This is a genomic window from Neobacillus sp. SuZ13 (genome assembly GCF_030123365.1).
GTDB lineage: Bacteria > Bacillota > Bacilli > Bacillales > Cytobacillaceae > Neobacillus.
Window position 1 is genome coordinate 1,439,094 of record NZ_CP126107.1, and the last position, 19,364, is coordinate 1,458,457.

A 19,364-nucleotide genomic window follows, 5' to 3' on the forward strand; every position below is an offset into this window, starting at 1 on the left:
ATAAAATTAGTACCAAGTCATAATAATTGATATTAAACAGTAGAATATAGAATCTTGTCATAAATAAAGGAGATGGACCGTGTGAGAGCAGGGATTGTAGGTATCGGTAGATATTTACCAGAGAAAATTGTTACCAATAAGGATTTAGAAAAAATTATGGATACATCTGATGAATGGATTCGTACAATGACAGGAATCGAAGAGAGGAGAATCGCAGCCGATGATGTTGAGACTTCGGACATGGCATTTGAAGCGGCCCAAAAGGCGATTCAAGATGCAGGGATTACTGCCGAAGAGATTGATTTAATATTGGTAGCTACGGTTACTCCTGATACTCCTTTTCCTTCGGTTGCATGCAGAATTCAAGAAAGGCTGGGAGCAAAGAAGGCAGCAGCAATGGATGTCAGTGCTGCTTGTGCTGGTTTTATGTACGGTATTGTGACTGGTAAACAATTCGTGGAAACCGAAGTTTATAAATATGTTCTAGTCGTTGGAGTGGAAAAACTTTCGAAAATTACAGACTGGTCTGATCGCAATACAGCAGTTTTATTTGGGGACGGTGCTGGAGCGACAATTATCGGACCTGTTTCAGAAGACCGAGGAATTCTTTCCTTCGAACTTGGGGCTGATGGGACAGGATCTAAGCATCTGTACCAGGATGAATATATTATTATGAACGGTAGAGAAGTTTTCAAATTTGCTGTTAGGCAAATGGGGGAAAGCTGTATTAATGTTCTCGAAAAAGCAGGTTTATCAAAAGATGATGTCGATTTCCTGATTCCTCATCAGGCAAATATTCGTATTATGGAAGCGTCTAGACAAAGATTAGAATTACCAGTTGAAAAAATGTCAAAAACCATTAATAAATACGGAAACACTTCTGCAGCGTCGATTCCCATTTCACTTGTAGAAGATTTGGAAGAGGGAAGAATTAAGGATGATGACATTATTGTCATGGTAGGTTTCGGCGGAGGCCTAACTTGGGGTGCGATTGCGATTAAATGGGGAAGATAATGAACAGAATGAGCAAAAAGATAAGAAATGAAGGAGATAGATAATATGGAAAAGCGCAGGGTTGTAGTAACAGGCATAGGTGCAGTAACGCCGCTTGGAAATGATGCCGAAACTACTTGGAAAAATATATTAGAAGGGAAATCTGGGATTGGGCCGCTGACAAGAGTTAATGCAGATGAATATCCAGCAAAAGTTGCTGCAGAATCAACTGATTTTAATCCTGAAGCATTTATGGATAGAAAAGATGCACGCAAAATGGATCGTTTTACACAATTTGCGGTTGCCTCGGCAATCATGGCAGTGAAAGATGCTAATTTAACCATTAATGAAGAAAACTCCCATCGTGTTGGAGTATGGATTGGTTCTGGAATTGGCGGAATGGAAACCTTTGAACAGCAATTTGAAATATTTCAAAATAGAGGATATAAGCGTGTTAGTCCATTTTTTGTTCCAATGTTAATTCCAGATATGGCAACAGGACAAGTTTCCATTACATTAGGTGCGAGAGGCTTCAATTCATGTACGGTAACCGCCTGTGCAACTGGAACAAATTCGATTGGTGATGCCTTTAAAGTCATTCAACGCGGTGACGCAGATGCAATGGTTACAGGCGGAGCAGAAGCACCGATTACAAAAATGTCAGTCGCAGGGTTCTGTGCGAATACTGCTTTGTCCACCAATCCAGACCCAAAAACAGCTAGCAGACCATTTGATAAAAATCGTGATGGATTTGTCATTGGCGAAGGTGCAGGGATTATTGTCTTGGAAGAACTTGAACATGCCTTAGCGCGTGGTGCCAAAATCTATGCTGAAATTGTCGGCTATGGGGCAACTGGTGATGCCTACCATATTACAGCACCGGCACCAGGTGGTGAAGGCGGCGCCCGTGCTATGAAAATGGCCATTAATGATGGTGGGTTAAAGCCGGATGAAATTGATTATGTTAACGCCCATGGGACTAGTACAGAATATAATGACAAGTTTGAAACCCTTGCAATGAAAGAGGTATTTGGTGAGCACGCCTATAACTTAGCAATTAGTTCAACGAAATCTATGACTGGGCATCTTCTTGGTGCTGCAGGCGGTGTAGAAGCGATTTTTACGGTATTAGCGATAAGAGACAGTATACTGCCACCTACCATTAACTATGAAACACCAGATCCAGAATGTGATTTAGATTATGTACCAAATAAAGCACGTCAAAAGGAAATTAAAGCAGCCATGAGTAATTCATTAGGATTTGGCGGACACAACGCTACGATTGTATTTAAAAAATACGAATAAACATCTACGAACGACCAGACAAATATGTCTGGTCGTTTTTTTAACCATTTTACCTATGAACCTCTTTCGATAACCTTCATAAACTGTTCAGAGAGGCTAGGTAAATGGGGTGTAAAAATGGGAATCATTCGAACAGATTATTGGATGGAAAAGGAGTTTGACAGACCTGTAAAGTTGTGTGAGAAACTAGAGCCATTTTTTATTAAACAAACGCCAAAGGAAATATATACTCAATTATTGAATTTTGGTATGTACCGTCCCTCCAGATCCGCTCGAATTATTATTGACCGAATGAAAGAACAAAAGGCTTGGACTCAAGTGGAACAACTCTTTCATCACTATAAAGAGAAATGGAATGGTCCTGACATACCAGTATTTCTTTTTCCCGTAGCACAAGCAGGCGGGTTCTTTCTTAGAGAAGCTAAAAGTAAAGCTGGTGTCTCATTTCCTGATAAAATGTTCCTTTTTCTCTCGCATTTTGAGGATCCGAAAGAAATAGAGGCACTAATGGTCCATGAATATCATCACGTCTGCCGGCTAAGAAAGTTGAATAAAAGAATGGAAGACTATACTTTACTTGATTCAATAATTATAGAAGGACTTGCTGAATATGCTGTTTTAAAAAATTGTGGTTCGGAATATTTAGCCACATGGTGCCGTATGTATAATAAAAAAGAGTTACTAAAATTTTGGGATAAATATATAAAAAAACAACTTGGTACGAAGAAAAATGAAAGAGGACACGATGAACTACTATATGGAGAGGGAAGGCTGCCAAGACTTCTCGGTTACGCAATTGGATATGATATTGTTGAACATTTTTACAAAACCAATCCTTATTCTACGAAACTATCATTTTCCATTCCCGCAATAGAGTACCTAGAAAACTATAAGAATTACATCGAAAAAAGCCAATAAAACTAGACTTAAAAAAAATCAAATGACTTAATTTAGAGAATTCAAATAAATCTTGCAATTGTAACAATTTCGTAATAAAATTTCAAGTAAATAGTTTGAATAAACAGAATAATTTAAAAAGTTAGAAGGTGTACTATGAGCACAAAAAAATCGTTGCACAAAGAGGCACCATTGCTCGAGGTGAGAAACTTAAAGACTGCATTTGATATTGACGGAACTGATTATAATGCAGTAGATAATGTTTCATTTAATGTTAAGCCGGGACAAATTGTTGGAATTGTTGGAGAGTCTGGTTGTGGCAAATCCGTTATGAGCCTTTCCATTATGAAGCTTTTACCTAAGGGAAGCGGAAAAATAAAAACAGGTGAGGTTATTTTTGATGGAATAAATCTTGAGAAAATGTCCGAATCTCAAATCAATAAAATTCGTGGGAAAGACGTCTCGATGATTTTCCAAGAGCCGATGACTTCATTAAATCCAGTTTTTACAATAGGCTATCAACTACAGGAAGTCCTTTTTAATCATTTAAAAATTACAAAGAAAGAAGCCAGGCTAAAATCAATCGCCCTATTAAAAAGTGTCGGAATCTCACGACCTGAAAAACTGGTTGATGAGTATCCACATCAACTATCCGGCGGGATGAGACAAAGAGTGATGATCGCTATTGCCATTGCTTGTCAGCCTAAATTATTAATTGCAGATGAACCAACGACTGCTCTGGATGTTACTGTTCAAGCTCAGATATTAGAACTTCTAAAGGAAATTCAGGCAGTAAATGACATGTCTATAATTTTAATAACACATGATTTAGGTGTGATAGCGGAAATGTGTGATGAAGTTATGGTGATGTATGCCGGAAGGATTGTTGAACGTACGGATGTTGATACGCTTTTCCATAATCCAAAACATCCATATACTAGTCTACTATTGGGGGCAATCCCGAAAATGGATGGACAAGAAGAACGGTTAAGTTCGATTAAAGGTATCGTGCCATCGCTTATTCATATGCCAAAAGTGGGCTGCCGTTTTGCGAATCGATGTCCAAAGGCAATGCCTGAATGCACGACAATCACCCCTTTACTTGAAGATGTTGAACATGGCCACGAAGTTGCATGTTTACTCTATGAAACAAGTAAACCAATTGAAGGGGTGAGATCATGAAGACCGTTTCAGTACATAAACAGGGTGACCATTCTCCCTTACAATCAGAAAATCTATTAGAGATTAAAAATCTTAAAACCTATTACCCTGTTAAAGGCGGATTTTTAAAACGCACAATTGGAAATGTAAAAGCAGTGGATAATATCTCTTTTGAGATTAAAAAAGGGGAAACCCTTGGGCTAGTTGGTGAATCTGGATGTGGTAAATCAACTGCAGGCAGAACAATCCTTCGACTATTAAAACCAACAGAGGGCCAAATTCTCTTTAATGGTAAAGACATTACCAAAGTATCAGGCAAATCACTTCGCGAGATTCGAAAAGATATGCAAATGGTGTTTCAGGACCCTTATGCTTCTTTGAATCCGATGCAAATGGTTGGGGACATTATCGCTGAGCCTATTTATAACTTTTCTAAAAAAAGTAAGGATGAATTAAAACAGGAAGTCATGGATTTGTTAAATAAAGTAGGGTTACCGCCAGATGCCTATTACAAGTATGCACATGAATTTTCTGGGGGCCAGCGTCAAAGAATCGGAATTGCTAGAGCGTTAGCATTAAAGCCGAAATTAATTATTGCCGACGAACCTGTTTCAGCACTCGATGTCTCAGTCCAATCTCAGGTTTTAAATTTGTTAAAAGATTTGCAAGAAGAATTTAACCTTACTTTTCTTTTTATAGCACATGATTTAAGTGTTGTTAAACACATGAGTGACCGAATCGGTGTTATGTATCTAGGTAATTTGGTTGAGGTTGCAGATAAAGAAGATTTATATGCTGAGCCTCTCCATCCATATACACAAGCATTAATTTCAGCAATTCCATCTCCTGACCCCAGGGTGAAAAAAGAGCGGATTATCTTAAAAGGTGATGTGCCAAGCCCAATTAATCCTCCAATGGGATGCTCATTCCATCCGCGCTGCCCCATGGCAATGGAGCAATGTTCTAAAATTTTGCCGGTATTAAAGGAGGTGAAGCCATCTCATCGAGTAGCTTGCCACCTTTACTAGAAAAGCGAAAGCTCATGAACGCTTTCACTAGACAGTAGCGAAAGAAAAATAAAAACTATAGGGGGGAAACAAATGAAGAAGAGAAGTATGCTGATGCTAGCGGCATTGATGCTGGTTCTATCCGTATTTTTAGCGGCCTGCAGCGGCGGAGAAAAAACGGGGACAAGCAAAAACGAAGATGATGGTAAGACTGGAGAAACTGCTGGAAAACCACAAGATGGCGGGACACTAGTTTATGCACTTGATTCTGCGCCAGAGGGTAAATTTAACTATTCATTTTATGGAAATGCAAGCGATCAGTATGTTATTGATTTCTTTGATGAAAACCTAATTGATTATGATGAAAATCTAAAGGCACAGCCTCATATCGCCTCATGGAAAACAACAGACAATAAAGTTTTCGATTTCGAAATCAAACAAGGTGTAAAGTGGCACAATGGCGACGAATTATCAGTTAAAGACTGGGAATTTGCATTGAAGGTTATCGCTGATAAGGATTATGATGGTCCACGTTTTGATAACGTAAGAAACATTGTGGGTGCACAAGATTATCATGATGGAAAAGCGAAAGAAATCGCTGGTATTAAAGTAGTGGATGATTATCACATCCAAATCACTTTTGATAAAGCTCGTGTAAACAACTTGGATAATCTTTGGACATACCCGATGAATCGTACGGAATTTAAAGGACTGGCAGTAAAAGATATGATGGCATCCGAACAAGTTCGGACCAAGCCTGTTGGTTTAGGACCATTTAAAGTAACGAAAGTAATTCCAGGTGAATCTATAGAAATGGAACGCTTTGATGATTACTTTGGCGGCAAACCGCATATAGAAAAAGTAGTTATTAAAGTGATCGATCCATCTCTTTCTGTTGGAGAACTAAAAAACGGAACACTTGATATGACTTCTTTCCATCCAAGTATTATTGATCAAGTGAAAGCACTTGATAATGTAAATGCTGTAACCTATCCTGGCGTAAGCTATTACTATGTTGGTTTCAGATTAGGTACTTGGGATGGCGAGAAAAACATCATGAACGAACCTAAATATCAAGAGAAAAAGCTTCGTGAAGCAATGTATTATGCAATCAATCGTGAAGAATGGGTTAAGGCGTTTTTCTTTGGTGTAGGTAAGCCAGTAAACCGTCCAATTCCAACAAACCATTGGATTGCAGCCCCTAATGAAGAATTAGAACAATACAAATATGATCCTGAAAAGGCTAAGGCATTATTAGATGAAGCAGGATACAAAGATGTTGATGGCGATGGCTTCCGTGAAGATCCAAATGGGAAGAAGTTTGTTGTTAATTTCAGCCACTATGCAACTGATAACCCTACATTTGAATCGCGCGCTAAGGCAATGACTCAATATTGGGAAGCAGTTGGCTTGAAGACGAAATTAACAATGACAGATGTAAACCTTTATTATGAAATGCTTGATAAAGCTGATAAATCAATGGAAGTATTCTTCGGCGGCTGGTCAACTGGTTCAGATCCAGATCCGACTCCACTTTGGGGATCAAAAGCTGTTTGGAACTATCCACGCTGGGTAAATGCTGACAGTGATAAATTGTTAGATCAAGCACTTGATATCAATGTTGTAGGAACAGATAACGACAAACGTAAGGATCTTTATGTCCAATGGCAAAAGCTATTCATGCAAGATCTACCAGCTTTACCAATTGCTGAACTAGAAGAAACAATGGCAGTCAGCAAGCGAGTGCAAGACGTTAAATTTGATGTATCTGGTATGAATCGTCCAAACGAATGGTGGATTAAGCAATAGGTTTCTAAAAAATACTAACTCAATTTTAAACTTCAAATGGGAGATGGGTATACTTCTCCCATTTGAATAAGCTGGTATTGATTTACATGCTCGTGTGTACCAAAGCTTATTTAGACAAGGAGAATGCACATGCTGAAATATGCATTTCGAAGAATATTGGGAATGATTCCAATGTTACTCCTTACCTCCATTGTAGTATTTACATTGGCAAAATTAATGCCGGGCGATTCGCTAAGTGGAGAAATAGATCCTAGAAATACAAATCCAGAGTATATCGCAGAAATGCGTGAGAAATTGGGTTATAATGACCCACTTCCTCAGCAGTATTTCCGTTGGATTAGTGGATTCGTTGAGGGGGATTTTGGAAAATCAACACGTTTCAAAATAGAGGTATCTGAGGTTATTGGTGAGCGTCTCCCTAATACAATACTTTTAGGTTTTTCATCAATTTTAATAACCTATATTCTCGCATTTATAATGGGTTCCTATGCAGGACGAAAGCCATATACCTTAACAGATAATCTAATTGGAGGATTAAACTACATAGGGTTGGCCATTCCATCCTTTATTGCTGGGGTATTCGCCATCTTCTTCTTTTCTTTTACGCTGGGCTGGTTCCCATCAAATGGTTCAGTCGATATTAGTGTTACCGATGGAACCATTGAATGGTGGTTAAGCCGATTACATCATGTCTTTTTGCCTGCAGTCGTACTTGGATTATTAAGTACAGCTAGTTATACCCAATTTTTACGTAACGATATTATAGAAAATAGCCGTAAGGACTATGTCCGCACAGCACGTGCAAAAGGGACGCCGGAACGAAAGATTTATAATGTTCATATTTTAAGAAACTCAATTATTCCACTTATAACCTTTTTAGGATTTGATATTGTCGCCATAATTAGTGGTGCGATTATTACTGAGACAATTTTTACCTATCCAGGTTTGGGACAACTATTCCTACAATCAGTTGGGACGAGGGATTATCCAGTATTATTGACGTTGACTATGTTATTCTCCTTCTTAACACTGATCGGCAATTTAATAGCTGATGTCTTATATGGTGTTGTAGATCCGAGAATTAGGCTAGATTAAGGGGGAGAAAAAATGCAAATAGCAACGCAAAATGAGAAAAAGATTTTAGTTACACCCCCGAAAAAAAGTTTATCTCCTTTTGCAATAGCACGAAAGAAATTTGTGAAAAATAAATTGGCAATGATTAGTCTTTTCTTTTTACTGATAGTTACTATTGTTTCTATCCTCGCACCCTATATCACTACGGCAGATATTACGAGAATCAACATTGGGCAAATGTCGTTAGAGCCAAGCAGTGAACATTGGCTGGGAACAGATAAATCCGGACGGGATGTATTTACAAGATTACTCTATGGCGGGCGTATATCGTTGTTAGTAGGAATCAGTTGTACATTATTTGTTATTTTACTGGGAACATTAATTGGCTCAATCTCAGGGTATTTCGGCGGAACCGTTGATAGCTTATTAATGAGATTTACTGATTTTATCTTAAACTTTCCATTCCTTGTATTTGTCATTGTTTTAAATGCCATTCTTTTTGGAAAAGTTAACGGATTATGGGTCTTAATTGGGACAATTAGCTTGCTAAGCTGGGGGGGGATTGCCCGAATTGTCCGTAGTAAGATCCTCGCTGAAAAAGAAAATGAATACATTACAGCGGCCATTTCTATTGGCTGCTCACCAGCAAAAGTTATTGTGAAGCATCTGCTTCCAAACATTTTATCTACCATAATTGTTCAAGCGACGATTACATTTGCAACGATGATCGTTGCTGAAACAGGTCTAAGTTTTCTTGGCTTTGGGGTTCCGCAAGAAATTCCAAGTTGGGGAAATATGTTGAATTCAGCAAATGAGCCGGATGTTCTCCAATTCAAACTTTGGATTTGGGTCCCGCCAGCATTAATCATCACAATAACCATCTTATCAATTAACTTCATCGGTGAAGGTCTAAAGGATGCTTTTAATCCAAAATCTAAACGTTAAAGATCTGCCATAAACTGGTGGATTTTTTTTGCGTGTTAACGGTCATTGTTTATTGAAGTTCATAAATGTAATTGGAGCAAAATATATATAAAGGAATAATTTAACTAAGGTCTGCCCATACTGATTTACAAACAGTTTCTTGAAGTGAGGGGTTGTACAATGTTGTATCTTCATGATGTATGGGTAAATTGGTTTGAAGGGGAAGAAAACGGTTATAATGTATGCCACTTCCATGAATGGCGTAAGGATGATGGAGTAGAGTTATTAGACCAGGTGCCATTGATGAAAGTGGAACCGATTTTGTTTAATTACATTGAAAATGATTTGTCAGAATTACCTCAACAGCTCTTAGATGATATCTTTCAGAAAGCCTATTTGAGGAAGAATCATGAAAGAGTGCAACTTGACTATTGCTTTGTAGTCACAGATGGAACTGGAATATTAGCCATTGATACCATTGGCTATAATATTCCGATCCGTAAAAGCCGGTTAATTCCAAGACAAGAGCAGTTAGTTTACGAGATGATAAGTCAACATGAGGCTAATAAATACCACTTTTATGAGCAGCCAAAGTTAAAGGACTATCACATTCTCTCACCTGAACCGGAATTGATGAGAGGGTTAACAAGAAAAGAACGTCAATTAAAACAACTATTATTTATGGCACTTGACCAATTACTCTCTTCGAGTAATGAAGCAGAAGTAAGGTATTGGTACACTGAATGGTGTCCGGAGAATTATTCAACAATTCAAGCTTTAAATTTTGAAGCTGCATGGGAACAGTTATTTGAGGAAACAAAGTATGGATGGTCGAAAAGGCATGAAACATTTTGTGAAAATCTAATAAAAGGGCAGCCGTTTTTTGAAAAACTTTGGGAAATGGAACATGGTCCGAAAGTAAATTAAAAGCCTGACCCAAAAGATATACACAACATATCTTTTGGGCTCAGGCTTTTTTTAATTAATAAGAAAGGATAAGTTTCTGAACTTAGACTACTGTCTAGCTCCAGCGCCTAGGGGCTCGGGGTCATAAGCCAATCTGTCATGAAGGTCAAAAAACAACCTTCACGCCTGCTCGTCTTATGCCTGTCGCCCCTGAACAGGGCGCTTGCGCTTTTCTTATTGCTATCTCCTCTTACGACCTAACCCCATAGCATTTTCCATTTTCTTCAAAGTCTTATTAGCCACTAAATTTGCTTTTTCTGCACCCTCATCCAATATACGATCAAGTTCGGGTGAGTCAAGTAATTCATAGTATCTTTCTTGTATTGGTGTAAAGAAATTGACAACAACATCCGCTAGGTCACTTTTAAAATCACCGTAGCCTTTCCCTTCGTACATTCCTTCAATTTCAGAAATAGTTTTTCCACCCAAGATAGAGTAAATTGATAATAGGTTTGATATGCCAGGTTTGTTTTCTTTATCGAATTTAACAATCCCTTCGGAATCTGTCACAGCACTCTTAATTTTTTTCACCATTTGCTTTGGATCATCTAAAGGTGTGATATTAGCTTTTTGGTTTGGATCAGATTTGCTCATTTTTTTCGTTGGTTCTTGCAGAGACATAATTCTTGCACCAACCTTAGGAATACTTATTTCAGGAATGGTTAAAATGTCTCTGTATTTTTTATTAAATCTTTCTGCTAAGTCACGAGTTAATTCCATATGCTGCTTCTGATCTTCGCCAACAGGTACTAAATCCGTATTATATAGAAGAATATCGGCTGCCATAAGAGGTGGATAAGTTAATAAACTTGCCTGTACTGCCTCTTTCCCGGTGGATTTATCTTTGAATTGAGTCATTCTTTCTAATTCACCGATGTAGGCTACACACTGCATCAACCATCCCGCTTGAGCATGAGCAGGAACCTCTGACTGAACAAACAATGTGGCTTTGTTTGGATCAATTCCAACTGCTAGATACAATGCAGCTAAACTTCGGATATTTTTCCGCAGTATTACCGGGTCCTGAGGAACCGTAATGGCATGCTGGTCCACGATACAAAAAAAGCAATTGTATTCGTTCTGCATTTCTACAAACTGTTTCAACGCTCCGATATAGTTACCAAGTGTAATCGTTCCACTTGGCTGAATACCAGAAAAAATTGTTTTCATAAAATTTCCTCCTAAAAAATATATAAAAAAAACCATTCATCCCCTAAAAACGAATAGGGACGAATGGTTCGCGGTACCACCCTAAATTACTCAAATAAAGAGTCACTCAATGCCAAATCCATCATGAAGACAATTTAGCCACCTTTTAACGCAAGGTTACGTCTAATCCTACTTTTTATAAAACATAAAAATAATTTGTTCAGACAGAGGCTCCAAAGTCCATTCTGTATTTATTCGTGTTTGTTTCCACCACCCACAAACTCTCTGAACCGAATGTAAATACGTACTACTCTTTATCATCGCCTTTTAAGCAACTATACAATTGTACTTATTATAATGAAACGAATAATTATTTTCAAGTCAGTTAAAAATAATATATGACAAGGGCAATAAGCATAAACAGCGCATTAATAAGTCCGTAAAAAACTAAGGGTTTTTGGTTGAATGTAACAAGTTCTGATAAAGGAGGTATTTCATCAAAGCGTCTTTTATTCTGGCCTCTTTGAAACGCATAACTAAAGGATCTTGAAATGACGTCATAGAATCCTGAATGAATAGTAAAAACAAGCAAAGAGGTAAGCAGGAGTCCTGCTGAGAAATAAAAAGATATATTGATATAGCTTAACAAAGAAACTTTGTGATAATTAAGGAACGAAATTAAAATAATCACTAGTTGTGTGAATACTAAAATTAAGAGTCTTTTCTTAAGTTGATAATTCACTAAATAACCTCCAAAAGATTGATTTAATAGGGGTTCACTTAAGTATATTATATTAAAAATCTGTATAAGTCTAAATTATAACACAGGGAAATGTAATGATAACGTAAAGATTGTTTCTATAATGTAAATAAAGTTCAAAAAAATAATGTACAATTTGTAGAAAATATGTATAATAGAGAATGTAGTAATTTTTCAGAATAATAGAAAAGGGAGGTCTACTAGTGAAGAAATCAAAACTTTCACTACTATTAGTACTATCACTAGTTCTTAGCATGTTCCTTGCAGCATGTTCGGGCGGAAACAAGAATGAAGGTACGTCCAAAAATGAAGGCGAAAACAAAGCCGGCACTGAAGAAACTCAATTGGCAGATGAGCAAGTTCTAAATGTTCTTGAGTCTGCAGAAATTCCTTCAATGGACAGCGTAATGTCTCAAGACGTATTGAGCTTCACAATGTTAAATGCTACAAATGAAGGACTATATCGTTTAGATCCAGACCAAAAAGTTATTCCTGGAGTTGCTGAAGCAGCACCAACATATAATGATGATAAATCTGTTATTACAATTAAATTAAAACAAGATACAAAATGGTCAAATGGTGACCCTGTAACTGCGCATGACTTTGTTTTTGCATGGCAACGTGCAATTGATCCGAAAGTTGCTGCTCCATACGGTGCATACTTCATGGAAGGCAAAATCAAAAATGCATCTGAAATTGTTGCTGGTAAAGCAAAACTTGATGATTTAGGGATTAAAGCTCTAGATGATTATACTTTGGAAATTAGCTTAGTAAGACCACTTCCATACATCGAATCTTACTTAACTTTCCCATTGTTCTTCCCGCAAAACAAAAAGTTTGTTGAAGCGGAAGGCGATAACTATGCGAAAGATGCAACACACCTACTTTACAATGGTCCGTTTAAAATGACTAAATGGGATGGTCCTACTGGTACTGAGTGGGTATTAGAAAAGAATGCTGATTATGTAAATGCAAAGGACGTTACTTTAGAGAAAATTAACTTTAACGTTTCTAAAGATCCACAAGCATCTGCAAACGCATATACTGCTGGTGAAGCTGATATCACACCAAAACTTGCACAAGCTGCAATCCTTTCACAATTTGAAGGACAAAAAGATTTACTTCGCTATCAAGAACCATCAATCTGGTGGTTAAAAATGAACGAAAAGAACCCAGCATTAAAGAATGTTAATATCCGTAAAGCAATTGCTTTAACTGTTGACAAAAAAGCTTTAACAGAGGATGTATTAGCAAACGGATCAATCCCTGCTGATTTCCTTGTACCAAAAGGTTTCTCATTCTTAGACAATAAAGATTTCCGTGATACTGCAGGAACTTACTTAAGCACTAACAAAGAAGAAGCTAAAAAGCTTTGGGAACAAGGTCTTAAAGAAACAGGACTTAAAGAAGTTAAGTTTACTTATGTAGGTCAAGATACTGAAACTTCAAAAGTAACTGATGCATTCGTTAAAGATCAGTTAGAGAAAAACTTACCAGGATTAAAAATTACAATCGAAGCAGTTCCTTTCAAAATTCGTATTGCTCGTGAAGATGCTGAAGATTATGATTTATTAATGGGTGGTTGGGGACCTGACTACGCTGACCCAATGACATATATGGATTTATGGGTTACTAACGGCGGTCAAAACCACATGAGCTATAGCAATCCTGAATTTGATAAGTTAATCAAATCAGCTAGTGAAGAACTTGTAGCTAAGCCACAAGATCGTTGGAAAGCTCTTCAAGATGCAGAAAAAATCTTGTTAGAAGATGATGCGGCAATCGCACCACTTTACCAACGTTCCGTGAACCTACTAATCAATCCTAAGGTTCAAGGTTTTGCTCACCATGCATTTGGTCCTGACTATAGTTACCAGTGGATTAAAATCACAAAATAGTAACTATAACTAATCAAATAAAAAGAGAGTATATTTACAAATATACTCTCTTTTTACCTGTGTGAGAATTGTCGTAAGATGTCGAAAATTCAAATTAATTAGGAGGTGTAGGCATGGTCAAATATATACTAAAACGTGTTGGCTATATGATTATTACACTTTTTATCGTAACATCGCTTACCTTTTTCCTCATGAAGCTAATTCCAGGTAGTCCCTTTAATAACTTCGAAAAGCTTTCTGAAGTTCAGCGGAATATTTTACTGGATAAATATGGTTTGAACGACCCCCTGCCTGTTCAATATTTTAACTATATGATGAGCTTGGTAAAAGGAGATTTAGGAGTTTCCTTCCAATTTGATAATACCCCTGTAACAGAACTTATTGCTAATCGCCTGGGACCTTCTGCACAATTAGGTTTTCAAGCTATGGTTGTAGGTTCCATTTTAGGTATCTTATTAGGTGTAGTCGCTGCATTAAAGCAAAACACTTGGATAGATTACGGTTCTACTTTTATCGCAGTAGTTGGTAAATCTATCCCATCATTTATTTTTGCTGGATTAATGCAATATTATATTTCGGTAAAATTAGGCTGGCTTCCAGTAATGTTATGGAAAGGTCCAGAATATACGATCCTTCCTACAATTGCACTAGCGATGTTCCCAATCTCGATTGCAGCGCGTTTTATGCGTACTGAAATGGTTGAAGTATTAGGGTCTGATTATATTACTTTGGCGAGAGCTAAAGGTGCGAGCCGCTGGCAGATTAGCTTTAAGCATGCTTTAAGAAATGCCTTAATACCTGTTGTAACTGTCTTAGGGCCTTTAGCAGTTAGCTTAATGACTGGGTCCCTTGTTATTGAGCAAATATTTGGGATCCCAGGAATTGGTGAGCAGTTCGTTAAATCAATTAATATGAATGATTACCCAGTTATTATGGGTACTAACATTTTATTTGCGGTCCTATTTATCGTAGTAATCTTAATTGTTGATATTCTTTATGGAATCATCGACCCACGTATTCGTGTATCGGGGGGGAAAACTAAATGAGCAACAAAGACATAACAATTTCAAAGGATATGTTTGCTCCTGTCCATATTGATCCATCAAAAAGTGAAAAAATTGCCAAACCAAGTTTAAATTTCTGGCAGGATTCATGGCTAAGAGTCAGGAAAAATAAAGGTGCTGTAGTCAGCATGATCATCCTTGTTATTATGATTATCATGGCCTTTGTTGGTCCAATGATTACGCCATATGACTACGATACGCAAAACACTAAACATAATAATTTGCCACCGCGAATTCAAGGTTTAGAAGATGTTCACTGGCTTCCTTTTGATGGAACATTGTCAAGAAGAGATGGTACAGTTTATAACGCATATGAAGTTCGTAAAGTGGATGCCTATTATTGGTTTGGTACTGATAATTTAGGCCGAGACCAATTTGCACGTGTTTGGAAAGGTACACAAGTATCATTATTTATCGCTTTTATGGCTGCGTTAATCGATATGGCTATTGGAGTTGCATATGGAGCTGTCTCCGGTTATTTAGGTGGACGAGTAGATAGTGTAATGCAGAGGATTATCGAGGTTATAGTGGGTATTCCGAACCTGATTGTTGTTGTTTTGATGATTCTCGTGTTAAAACCAGGTATTATCCCAATTATTATCGCCTTAACCATTACGGGATGGACAAGTATGGCTCGTGTGGTACGTGCGCAAGTATTAAAATTTAAAGGTCAAGAATTTGTTCTTGCGGCTAAAACTTTAGGTGCTTCAAATTCGTCTATTATTTTTAAACACATGATTCCAAATATGTTTGGAGTAATTATTATTAATACGATGTTTTCTATCCCGAATGCCATTTTCTTTGAAGCATTTTTAAGCTTTATCGGGTTAGGATTACAGGAACCTCATGCATCTCTTGGAACATTAGTAAATGCAGGATTTAAATCGATGATTGCTTTCCCTTATCAAATGATTATTCCTTCCATTATGATTGCGTTAATCATGGTTTGCTTCAACCTTGTTGCAGACGGATTACGTGATGCATTGGATCCAAAAATGCGTGATTAGAAGGCAGGTGGATGTAAATGGAGAAAATTTTAGAAGTAAAAGACTTAAATATATCGTTTCATACGTTTTCAGGTGAAGTTAAAGCTATCCGTGGCGTAAGTTTTGATTTATATAATGGAGAAACCTTAGCCATAGTAGGTGAGTCTGGTTCAGGTAAATCTGTAACCACCAAATCAATCATGCGTTTACTTCCTGAGCATAATTCAGAAATAAAAGGCGGACAGATTCTATTTGATGGCAAGGATTTAACAAAATTAAAAGATAAAGACATGCAAAAAATCCGTGGAAAAGATATATCAATGATTTTCCAGGATCCGATGACGTCTTTAAATCCAACCATGAAAATTGGCAACCAGATTATGGAACCGCTTATTAAACACCAAAACATGAGCAAACACGCAGCAAAGGAAAGAGCCATTGAATTATTAAAGCTAGTTGGTATTCCAAAGGCGGAGTTACGTGTGGATCAATATCCGCATCAGTTCTCTGGTGGTATGAGACAAAGGGTTGTTATCGCTATTGCGTTGGCATGTAACCCGAAAGTACTCATTGCTGATGAACCGACCACTGCACTTGACGTAACCATTCAAGCGCAAATTCTTGAATTAATGAAAGATTTGCAAAAGAAAATTGATACATCAATTATTTTTATTACGCATGATCTGGGTGTGGTTGCAAATGTAGCCGATCGCGTTGCTGTTATGTACGGAGGAAAAATAGTTGAAATTGGGACTGCAGATGAGATTTTCTATAATCCAAAACATCCTTATACATGGGGACTAATTAGTTCGATGCCTGATATGGATACCCAAGATGATGAACTTTTCTCTATTCCGGGAACACCACCAGATTTATTAGATCCACCAAAAGGGGATGCGTTTGCACCACGTAATCCATTTGTTATGAAGATAGATTTAGAGCAAGAACCACCATTCTTCAAAGTGTCTGATACGCATTATGCTGCAACATGGCTGCTTCATCCGGATGCGCCAAAAGTCGAACCGCCAGCTGCTGTTCTAAGACGGCAAAATCAATTTTCTGGTAATGCAGATTTAGTCAAAGTTGGAAAAACTGATCATGCACCATTCCCTGAAAATAAGGAGGGGAAATAAATGGCTGAAAAAGAAAAATTACTTGAGATCAAAAATCTCAAGCAATATTTTAATGAAGGTAAAACAAATGAAGTAAAAGCTGTTGATAATGTATCCTTTGATATTTATAAAGGTGAAGTAATGGGCCTTGTGGGTGAGTCTGGCTGTGGTAAATCCACAACAGGACGTACAATTATTCGTTTGTATGATGCTACTGGCGGAGAAGTTTTATACGACGGAGTAAATGTTCATGGGAAAAAATCAAAAAAGCAATTAAAAGATTTCAACCGAAAAATGCAAATGATCTTTCAAGACCCTTATGCATCTTTAAATCCTAGATTAAAAATAGCAGATGTTATTGCCGAGGGAATTGATATTCATGGTTTAGCAAAGTCTAGGGAAGACCGAATGGAGCAGGTTTATGAGCTCCTGGAAACCGTTGGCTTGAATAGAGAGCATGCAAACCGTTATCCACATGAATTTAGTGGCGGTCAGCGTCAACGGATTGGAATTGCACGTGCCCTTGCTGTCCAACCTGAATTTATTATTGCTGATGAACCGATTTCCGCATTGGATGTTTCTATCCAAGCTCAGGTAGTTAACTTAATGAGAAAACTGCAAAAAGAGAAAAGCTTGACTTATCTGTTTATTGCTCATGATCTTTCCATGGTTAAATACATTAGTGATCGGATCGGTGTTATGTATTTTGGTAAAATGGTGGAGCTTGCACCTGCGGATGAACTCTATAAAAACCCACTACATCCGTATACACAATCACTTTTATCAGCAATTCCATCTCCAGATCCAATCAGTGAACGGACTCGTAAACGGAAGTCTTATGACCCGGCAAGTCATAACTACGAGCCGAATGATCCAGTCGAATTTAGAGAAGTTACACCAGGTCACTTTGTACTATGCTCTGAGAAAGAATTCAAACAATACCAAGTACAATCTAGATAATCAAAAAAAACGATCTCGCTTTTGAGATCGTTTTTTCACCTATTAACGGCAATATTTAAGTATTCTTATTTCCGATTTCCCCCAACAGTTTTCCATCCAGTCTGGTATTTGGCACTTTCATCAACAAATTCACTCCGATTTTTACCACCGAATACCTTTTCACCAAAACTGTTCGTAATCACACCCATTAAGGCCGTAATTCCTATAATTAATAAAGCAACAATCGTTAAATCCAATATGTATGAGCCCATGGTAATAACCCCTCCATTAATAAGCTGCTTAGAATATTTGTGATGCAAATTTAAATATCTCCTACTTTATTGTAAAAGAACTTACCGTTGATTTAAAGAGGAAATTAAATTACATCGATAAGTTTTCAAAAACTAAATGAATGCGTTTTCATTTCGGATTTATAATTGAGAATACATTGATGGTTTATTTTTCTTAGAAATAGGGTAACTCAATATTATAAGTAATTTATCTCATGAAGACCCTCGCATTATCAATCATTGTTGACGAACATTATAACAGATGAATAATTATGAGTGCAAAAATACAGATAAAATAATTAAAAAACATGAAACTTTTAGAAGAATTATTCGTCTAATATAGTGTAAACGAAATTTTTGAATGTTTTGCTCTTACAATATTTTTTGGAAAAAAGGATACCCTTTTAAGAAACAGTGGTGTATAATCAATGATATAAATTACTTATTTATAATTATTATTGAAATTGGTACTACCTGATTATAACCAAATTGCTTGATTCAATATAACGGATTTTAAATAACAGTCTCAAATAAAAGAGGAGTGTGAAGATCGATGGTAACACTATACACTTCACCAAGTTGTACATCATGCAGAAAAGCAAAATCATGGTTAGAAGAACATGAAATCCCATACACAGAGAGAAATATTTTTTCAGAACCATTAACCATGGAAGAGATTAAAGAGATTCTTCGAATGACCGAGGATGGTACAGATGAAATTATTTCTACAAGATCAAAGACATTTCAAAAATTAGACGTTAACCTAGATGCAATGCCGTTACAAGATCTATTTGGTTTAATCAAAGAAAATCCAGGGCTATTACGGCGCCCGATTATCATTGATGAAAAACGATTACAGGTTGGGTATAACGAGGATGAAATCAGACGATTCCTTCCAAGAAGAGTTAGAACGTTCCAGCTCCGCGAAGCACAGCGAATGGTTAATTAAATAAATAGGCCTTCATATAGGAGGTCTTTTTTTGTATATAAAAAATTATTTGATTTCATTTGTAGTTTCGCTGTCACTTTG

Annotated in this window: 18 protein-coding genes and 1 other annotated feature; of the genes, 15 read left to right on the forward strand and 3 right to left on the reverse strand. The window is 37.1% G+C overall.

Annotated elements, in window-relative coordinates; genetic code table 11:
* Positions 1–81: 81 nt before the first annotated feature.
* The 9 genes from QNH17_RS06910 (at position 82) to QNH17_RS06950 (ending at position 10,097) form a co-directional block, all read left to right on the forward strand.
* Positions 82–1,014: a beta-ketoacyl-ACP synthase III gene (locus QNH17_RS06910; RefSeq protein WP_144553626.1), complete on the forward strand. Its 933-nt coding sequence runs from the start codon at positions 82–84 to the stop codon at positions 1,012–1,014.
* A 45-nt stretch (positions 1,015–1,059) separates the two neighbouring features.
* Complete coding sequence (gene fabF, locus QNH17_RS06915) at positions 1,060–2,298, forward strand: beta-ketoacyl-ACP synthase II (protein WP_144553628.1); 1,239 nt, start codon at positions 1,060–1,062, stop codon at positions 2,296–2,298.
* Between the two features lie 117 nt (positions 2,299–2,415).
* Positions 2,416–3,216 (forward strand): DUF2268 domain-containing putative Zn-dependent protease, encoded by an 801-nt coding sequence (locus tag QNH17_RS06920; RefSeq protein WP_283878009.1) that lies wholly within the window; start codon positions 2,416–2,418, stop codon positions 3,214–3,216.
* A 135-nt stretch (positions 3,217–3,351) separates the two neighbouring features.
* Positions 3,352–4,377, forward strand: coding sequence for an ABC transporter ATP-binding protein (locus QNH17_RS06925; protein WP_283878010.1), 1,026 nt, complete (start codon positions 3,352–3,354; stop codon positions 4,375–4,377).
* A complete protein-coding gene (locus QNH17_RS06930) occupies positions 4,374–5,384 on the forward strand; it encodes an ABC transporter ATP-binding protein (protein WP_283878011.1) in 1,011 nt (336 codons plus the stop codon). Before QNH17_RS06925 ends, QNH17_RS06930 begins: the two co-directional genes overlap by 4 nt.
* Positions 5,385–5,456: 72 nt before the next feature.
* Complete coding sequence (opp4A, locus tag QNH17_RS06935) at positions 5,457–7,172, forward strand: oligopeptide ABC transporter substrate-binding protein (RefSeq protein WP_283878012.1); 1,716 nt, start codon at positions 5,457–5,459, stop codon at positions 7,170–7,172.
* A gap of 129 nt (positions 7,173–7,301) precedes the next feature.
* Positions 7,302–8,267, forward strand: a complete 966-nt coding sequence (opp4B, locus tag QNH17_RS06940) for an oligopeptide ABC transporter permease (RefSeq protein WP_144553639.1) — start codon at positions 7,302–7,304, stop codon at positions 8,265–8,267.
* 12 nt (positions 8,268–8,279) lie between these two features.
* Positions 8,280–9,191 (forward strand): oligopeptide ABC transporter permease, encoded by a 912-nt coding sequence (gene opp4C / locus QNH17_RS06945; RefSeq protein ID WP_283878013.1) that lies wholly within the window; start codon positions 8,280–8,282, stop codon positions 9,189–9,191.
* Between the two features lie 159 nt (positions 9,192–9,350).
* Positions 9,351–10,097, forward strand: coding sequence for a YjbA family protein (locus QNH17_RS06950; RefSeq protein ID WP_283878014.1), 747 nt, complete (start codon positions 9,351–9,353; stop codon positions 10,095–10,097).
* A 219-nt stretch (positions 10,098–10,316) separates the two neighbouring features.
* On the opposite strand, the gene trpS is transcribed toward QNH17_RS06950, so the two are convergent.
* On the reverse strand, positions 10,317–11,306 hold the full coding sequence (gene trpS / locus QNH17_RS06955; protein ID WP_283878015.1) for a tryptophan--tRNA ligase: 990 nt from the start codon (positions 11,304–11,306) through the stop codon (positions 10,317–10,319).
* A gap of 52 nt (positions 11,307–11,358) precedes the next feature.
* Positions 11,359–11,615: a binding site (T-box leader), on the reverse strand.
* Positions 11,616–11,670: 55 nt separating this feature from the next.
* Positions 11,671–12,027: a DUF3899 domain-containing protein gene (locus QNH17_RS06960; RefSeq protein ID WP_283878017.1), complete on the reverse strand. Its 357-nt coding sequence runs from the start codon at positions 12,025–12,027 to the stop codon at positions 11,671–11,673.
* Positions 12,028–12,248: 221 nt separating this feature from the next.
* Between QNH17_RS06960 and QNH17_RS06965 the strand changes: the two genes are divergently transcribed.
* The 5 genes from QNH17_RS06965 to QNH17_RS06985 all read left to right on the forward strand — a co-directional run bounded on the left by QNH17_RS06965 (position 12,249) and on the right by QNH17_RS06985 (position 18,065).
* Positions 12,249–13,943, forward strand: coding sequence for a peptide ABC transporter substrate-binding protein (locus tag QNH17_RS06965; protein ID WP_283878018.1), 1,695 nt, complete (start codon positions 12,249–12,251; stop codon positions 13,941–13,943).
* 113 nt (positions 13,944–14,056) lie between these two features.
* Positions 14,057–14,989: an oligopeptide ABC transporter permease gene (gene opp3b / locus QNH17_RS06970; RefSeq protein WP_144553652.1), complete on the forward strand. Its 933-nt coding sequence runs from the start codon at positions 14,057–14,059 to the stop codon at positions 14,987–14,989.
* Positions 14,986–16,014, forward strand: a complete 1,029-nt coding sequence (opp3C, locus tag QNH17_RS06975) for an oligopeptide ABC transporter permease (protein ID WP_283878019.1) — start codon at positions 14,986–14,988, stop codon at positions 16,012–16,014. The genes opp3b and opp3C overlap by 4 nt, the downstream gene beginning before the upstream one ends.
* A 17-nt stretch (positions 16,015–16,031) precedes the next feature.
* Positions 16,032–17,126 carry an ABC transporter ATP-binding protein gene (locus QNH17_RS06980; protein WP_283878020.1) on the forward strand — a complete coding sequence of 365 codons (1,095 nt, stop codon included), beginning with the start codon at positions 16,032–16,034 and terminating at the stop codon, positions 17,124–17,126.
* Positions 17,127–18,065, forward strand: a complete 939-nt coding sequence (locus QNH17_RS06985; RefSeq protein WP_283878021.1) for an ABC transporter ATP-binding protein — start codon at positions 17,127–17,129, stop codon at positions 18,063–18,065.
* A gap of 65 nt (positions 18,066–18,130) precedes the next feature.
* On the opposite strand, the gene QNH17_RS06990 is transcribed toward QNH17_RS06985, so the two are convergent.
* Positions 18,131–18,316 carry a hypothetical protein gene (locus QNH17_RS06990; RefSeq protein ID WP_283878022.1) on the reverse strand — a complete coding sequence of 62 codons (186 nt, stop codon included), beginning with the start codon at positions 18,314–18,316 and terminating at the stop codon, positions 18,131–18,133.
* A gap of 571 nt (positions 18,317–18,887) precedes the next feature.
* Here QNH17_RS06990 and spxA point away from each other — a divergent pair.
* Positions 18,888–19,283: a transcriptional regulator SpxA gene (gene spxA / locus QNH17_RS06995; RefSeq protein WP_026566143.1), complete on the forward strand. Its 396-nt coding sequence runs from the start codon at positions 18,888–18,890 to the stop codon at positions 19,281–19,283.
* Positions 19,284–19,364 lie beyond the last annotated feature (81 nt).

Coding starts and splice junctions, on each gene's coding strand:
- trpS (WP_283878015.1), bottom strand. CDS start 11,306: ATGAAAACAATTTTTTCTGGTATTCAGCCAAGTGGAACGATTACACTT.
- QNH17_RS06920 (WP_283878009.1), top strand. CDS start 2,416: ATGGGAATCATTCGAACAGATTATTGGATGGAAAAGGAGTTTGACAGA.
- opp4C (WP_283878013.1), top strand. CDS start 8,280: ATGCAAATAGCAACGCAAAATGAGAAAAAGATTTTAGTTACACCCCCG.
- opp4B (WP_144553639.1), top strand. CDS start 7,302: ATGCTGAAATATGCATTTCGAAGAATATTGGGAATGATTCCAATGTTA.
- opp3C (WP_283878019.1), top strand. CDS start 14,986: ATGAGCAACAAAGACATAACAATTTCAAAGGATATGTTTGCTCCTGTC.
- spxA (WP_026566143.1), top strand. CDS start 18,888: ATGGTAACACTATACACTTCACCAAGTTGTACATCATGCAGAAAAGCA.
- opp3b (WP_144553652.1), top strand. CDS start 14,057: ATGGTCAAATATATACTAAAACGTGTTGGCTATATGATTATTACACTT.
- QNH17_RS06980 (WP_283878020.1), top strand. CDS start 16,032: ATGGAGAAAATTTTAGAAGTAAAAGACTTAAATATATCGTTTCATACG.
- QNH17_RS06990 (WP_283878022.1), bottom strand. CDS start 18,316: ATGGGCTCATACATATTGGATTTAACGATTGTTGCTTTATTAATTATA.
- fabF (WP_144553628.1), top strand. CDS start 1,060: ATGGAAAAGCGCAGGGTTGTAGTAACAGGCATAGGTGCAGTAACGCCG.
- QNH17_RS06930 (WP_283878011.1), top strand. CDS start 4,374: ATGAAGACCGTTTCAGTACATAAACAGGGTGACCATTCTCCCTTACAA.
- QNH17_RS06925 (WP_283878010.1), top strand. CDS start 3,352: ATGAGCACAAAAAAATCGTTGCACAAAGAGGCACCATTGCTCGAGGTG.
- QNH17_RS06950 (WP_283878014.1), top strand. CDS start 9,351: ATGTTGTATCTTCATGATGTATGGGTAAATTGGTTTGAAGGGGAAGAA.
- opp4A (WP_283878012.1), top strand. CDS start 5,457: ATGAAGAAGAGAAGTATGCTGATGCTAGCGGCATTGATGCTGGTTCTA.
- QNH17_RS06985 (WP_283878021.1), top strand. CDS start 17,127: ATGGCTGAAAAAGAAAAATTACTTGAGATCAAAAATCTCAAGCAATAT.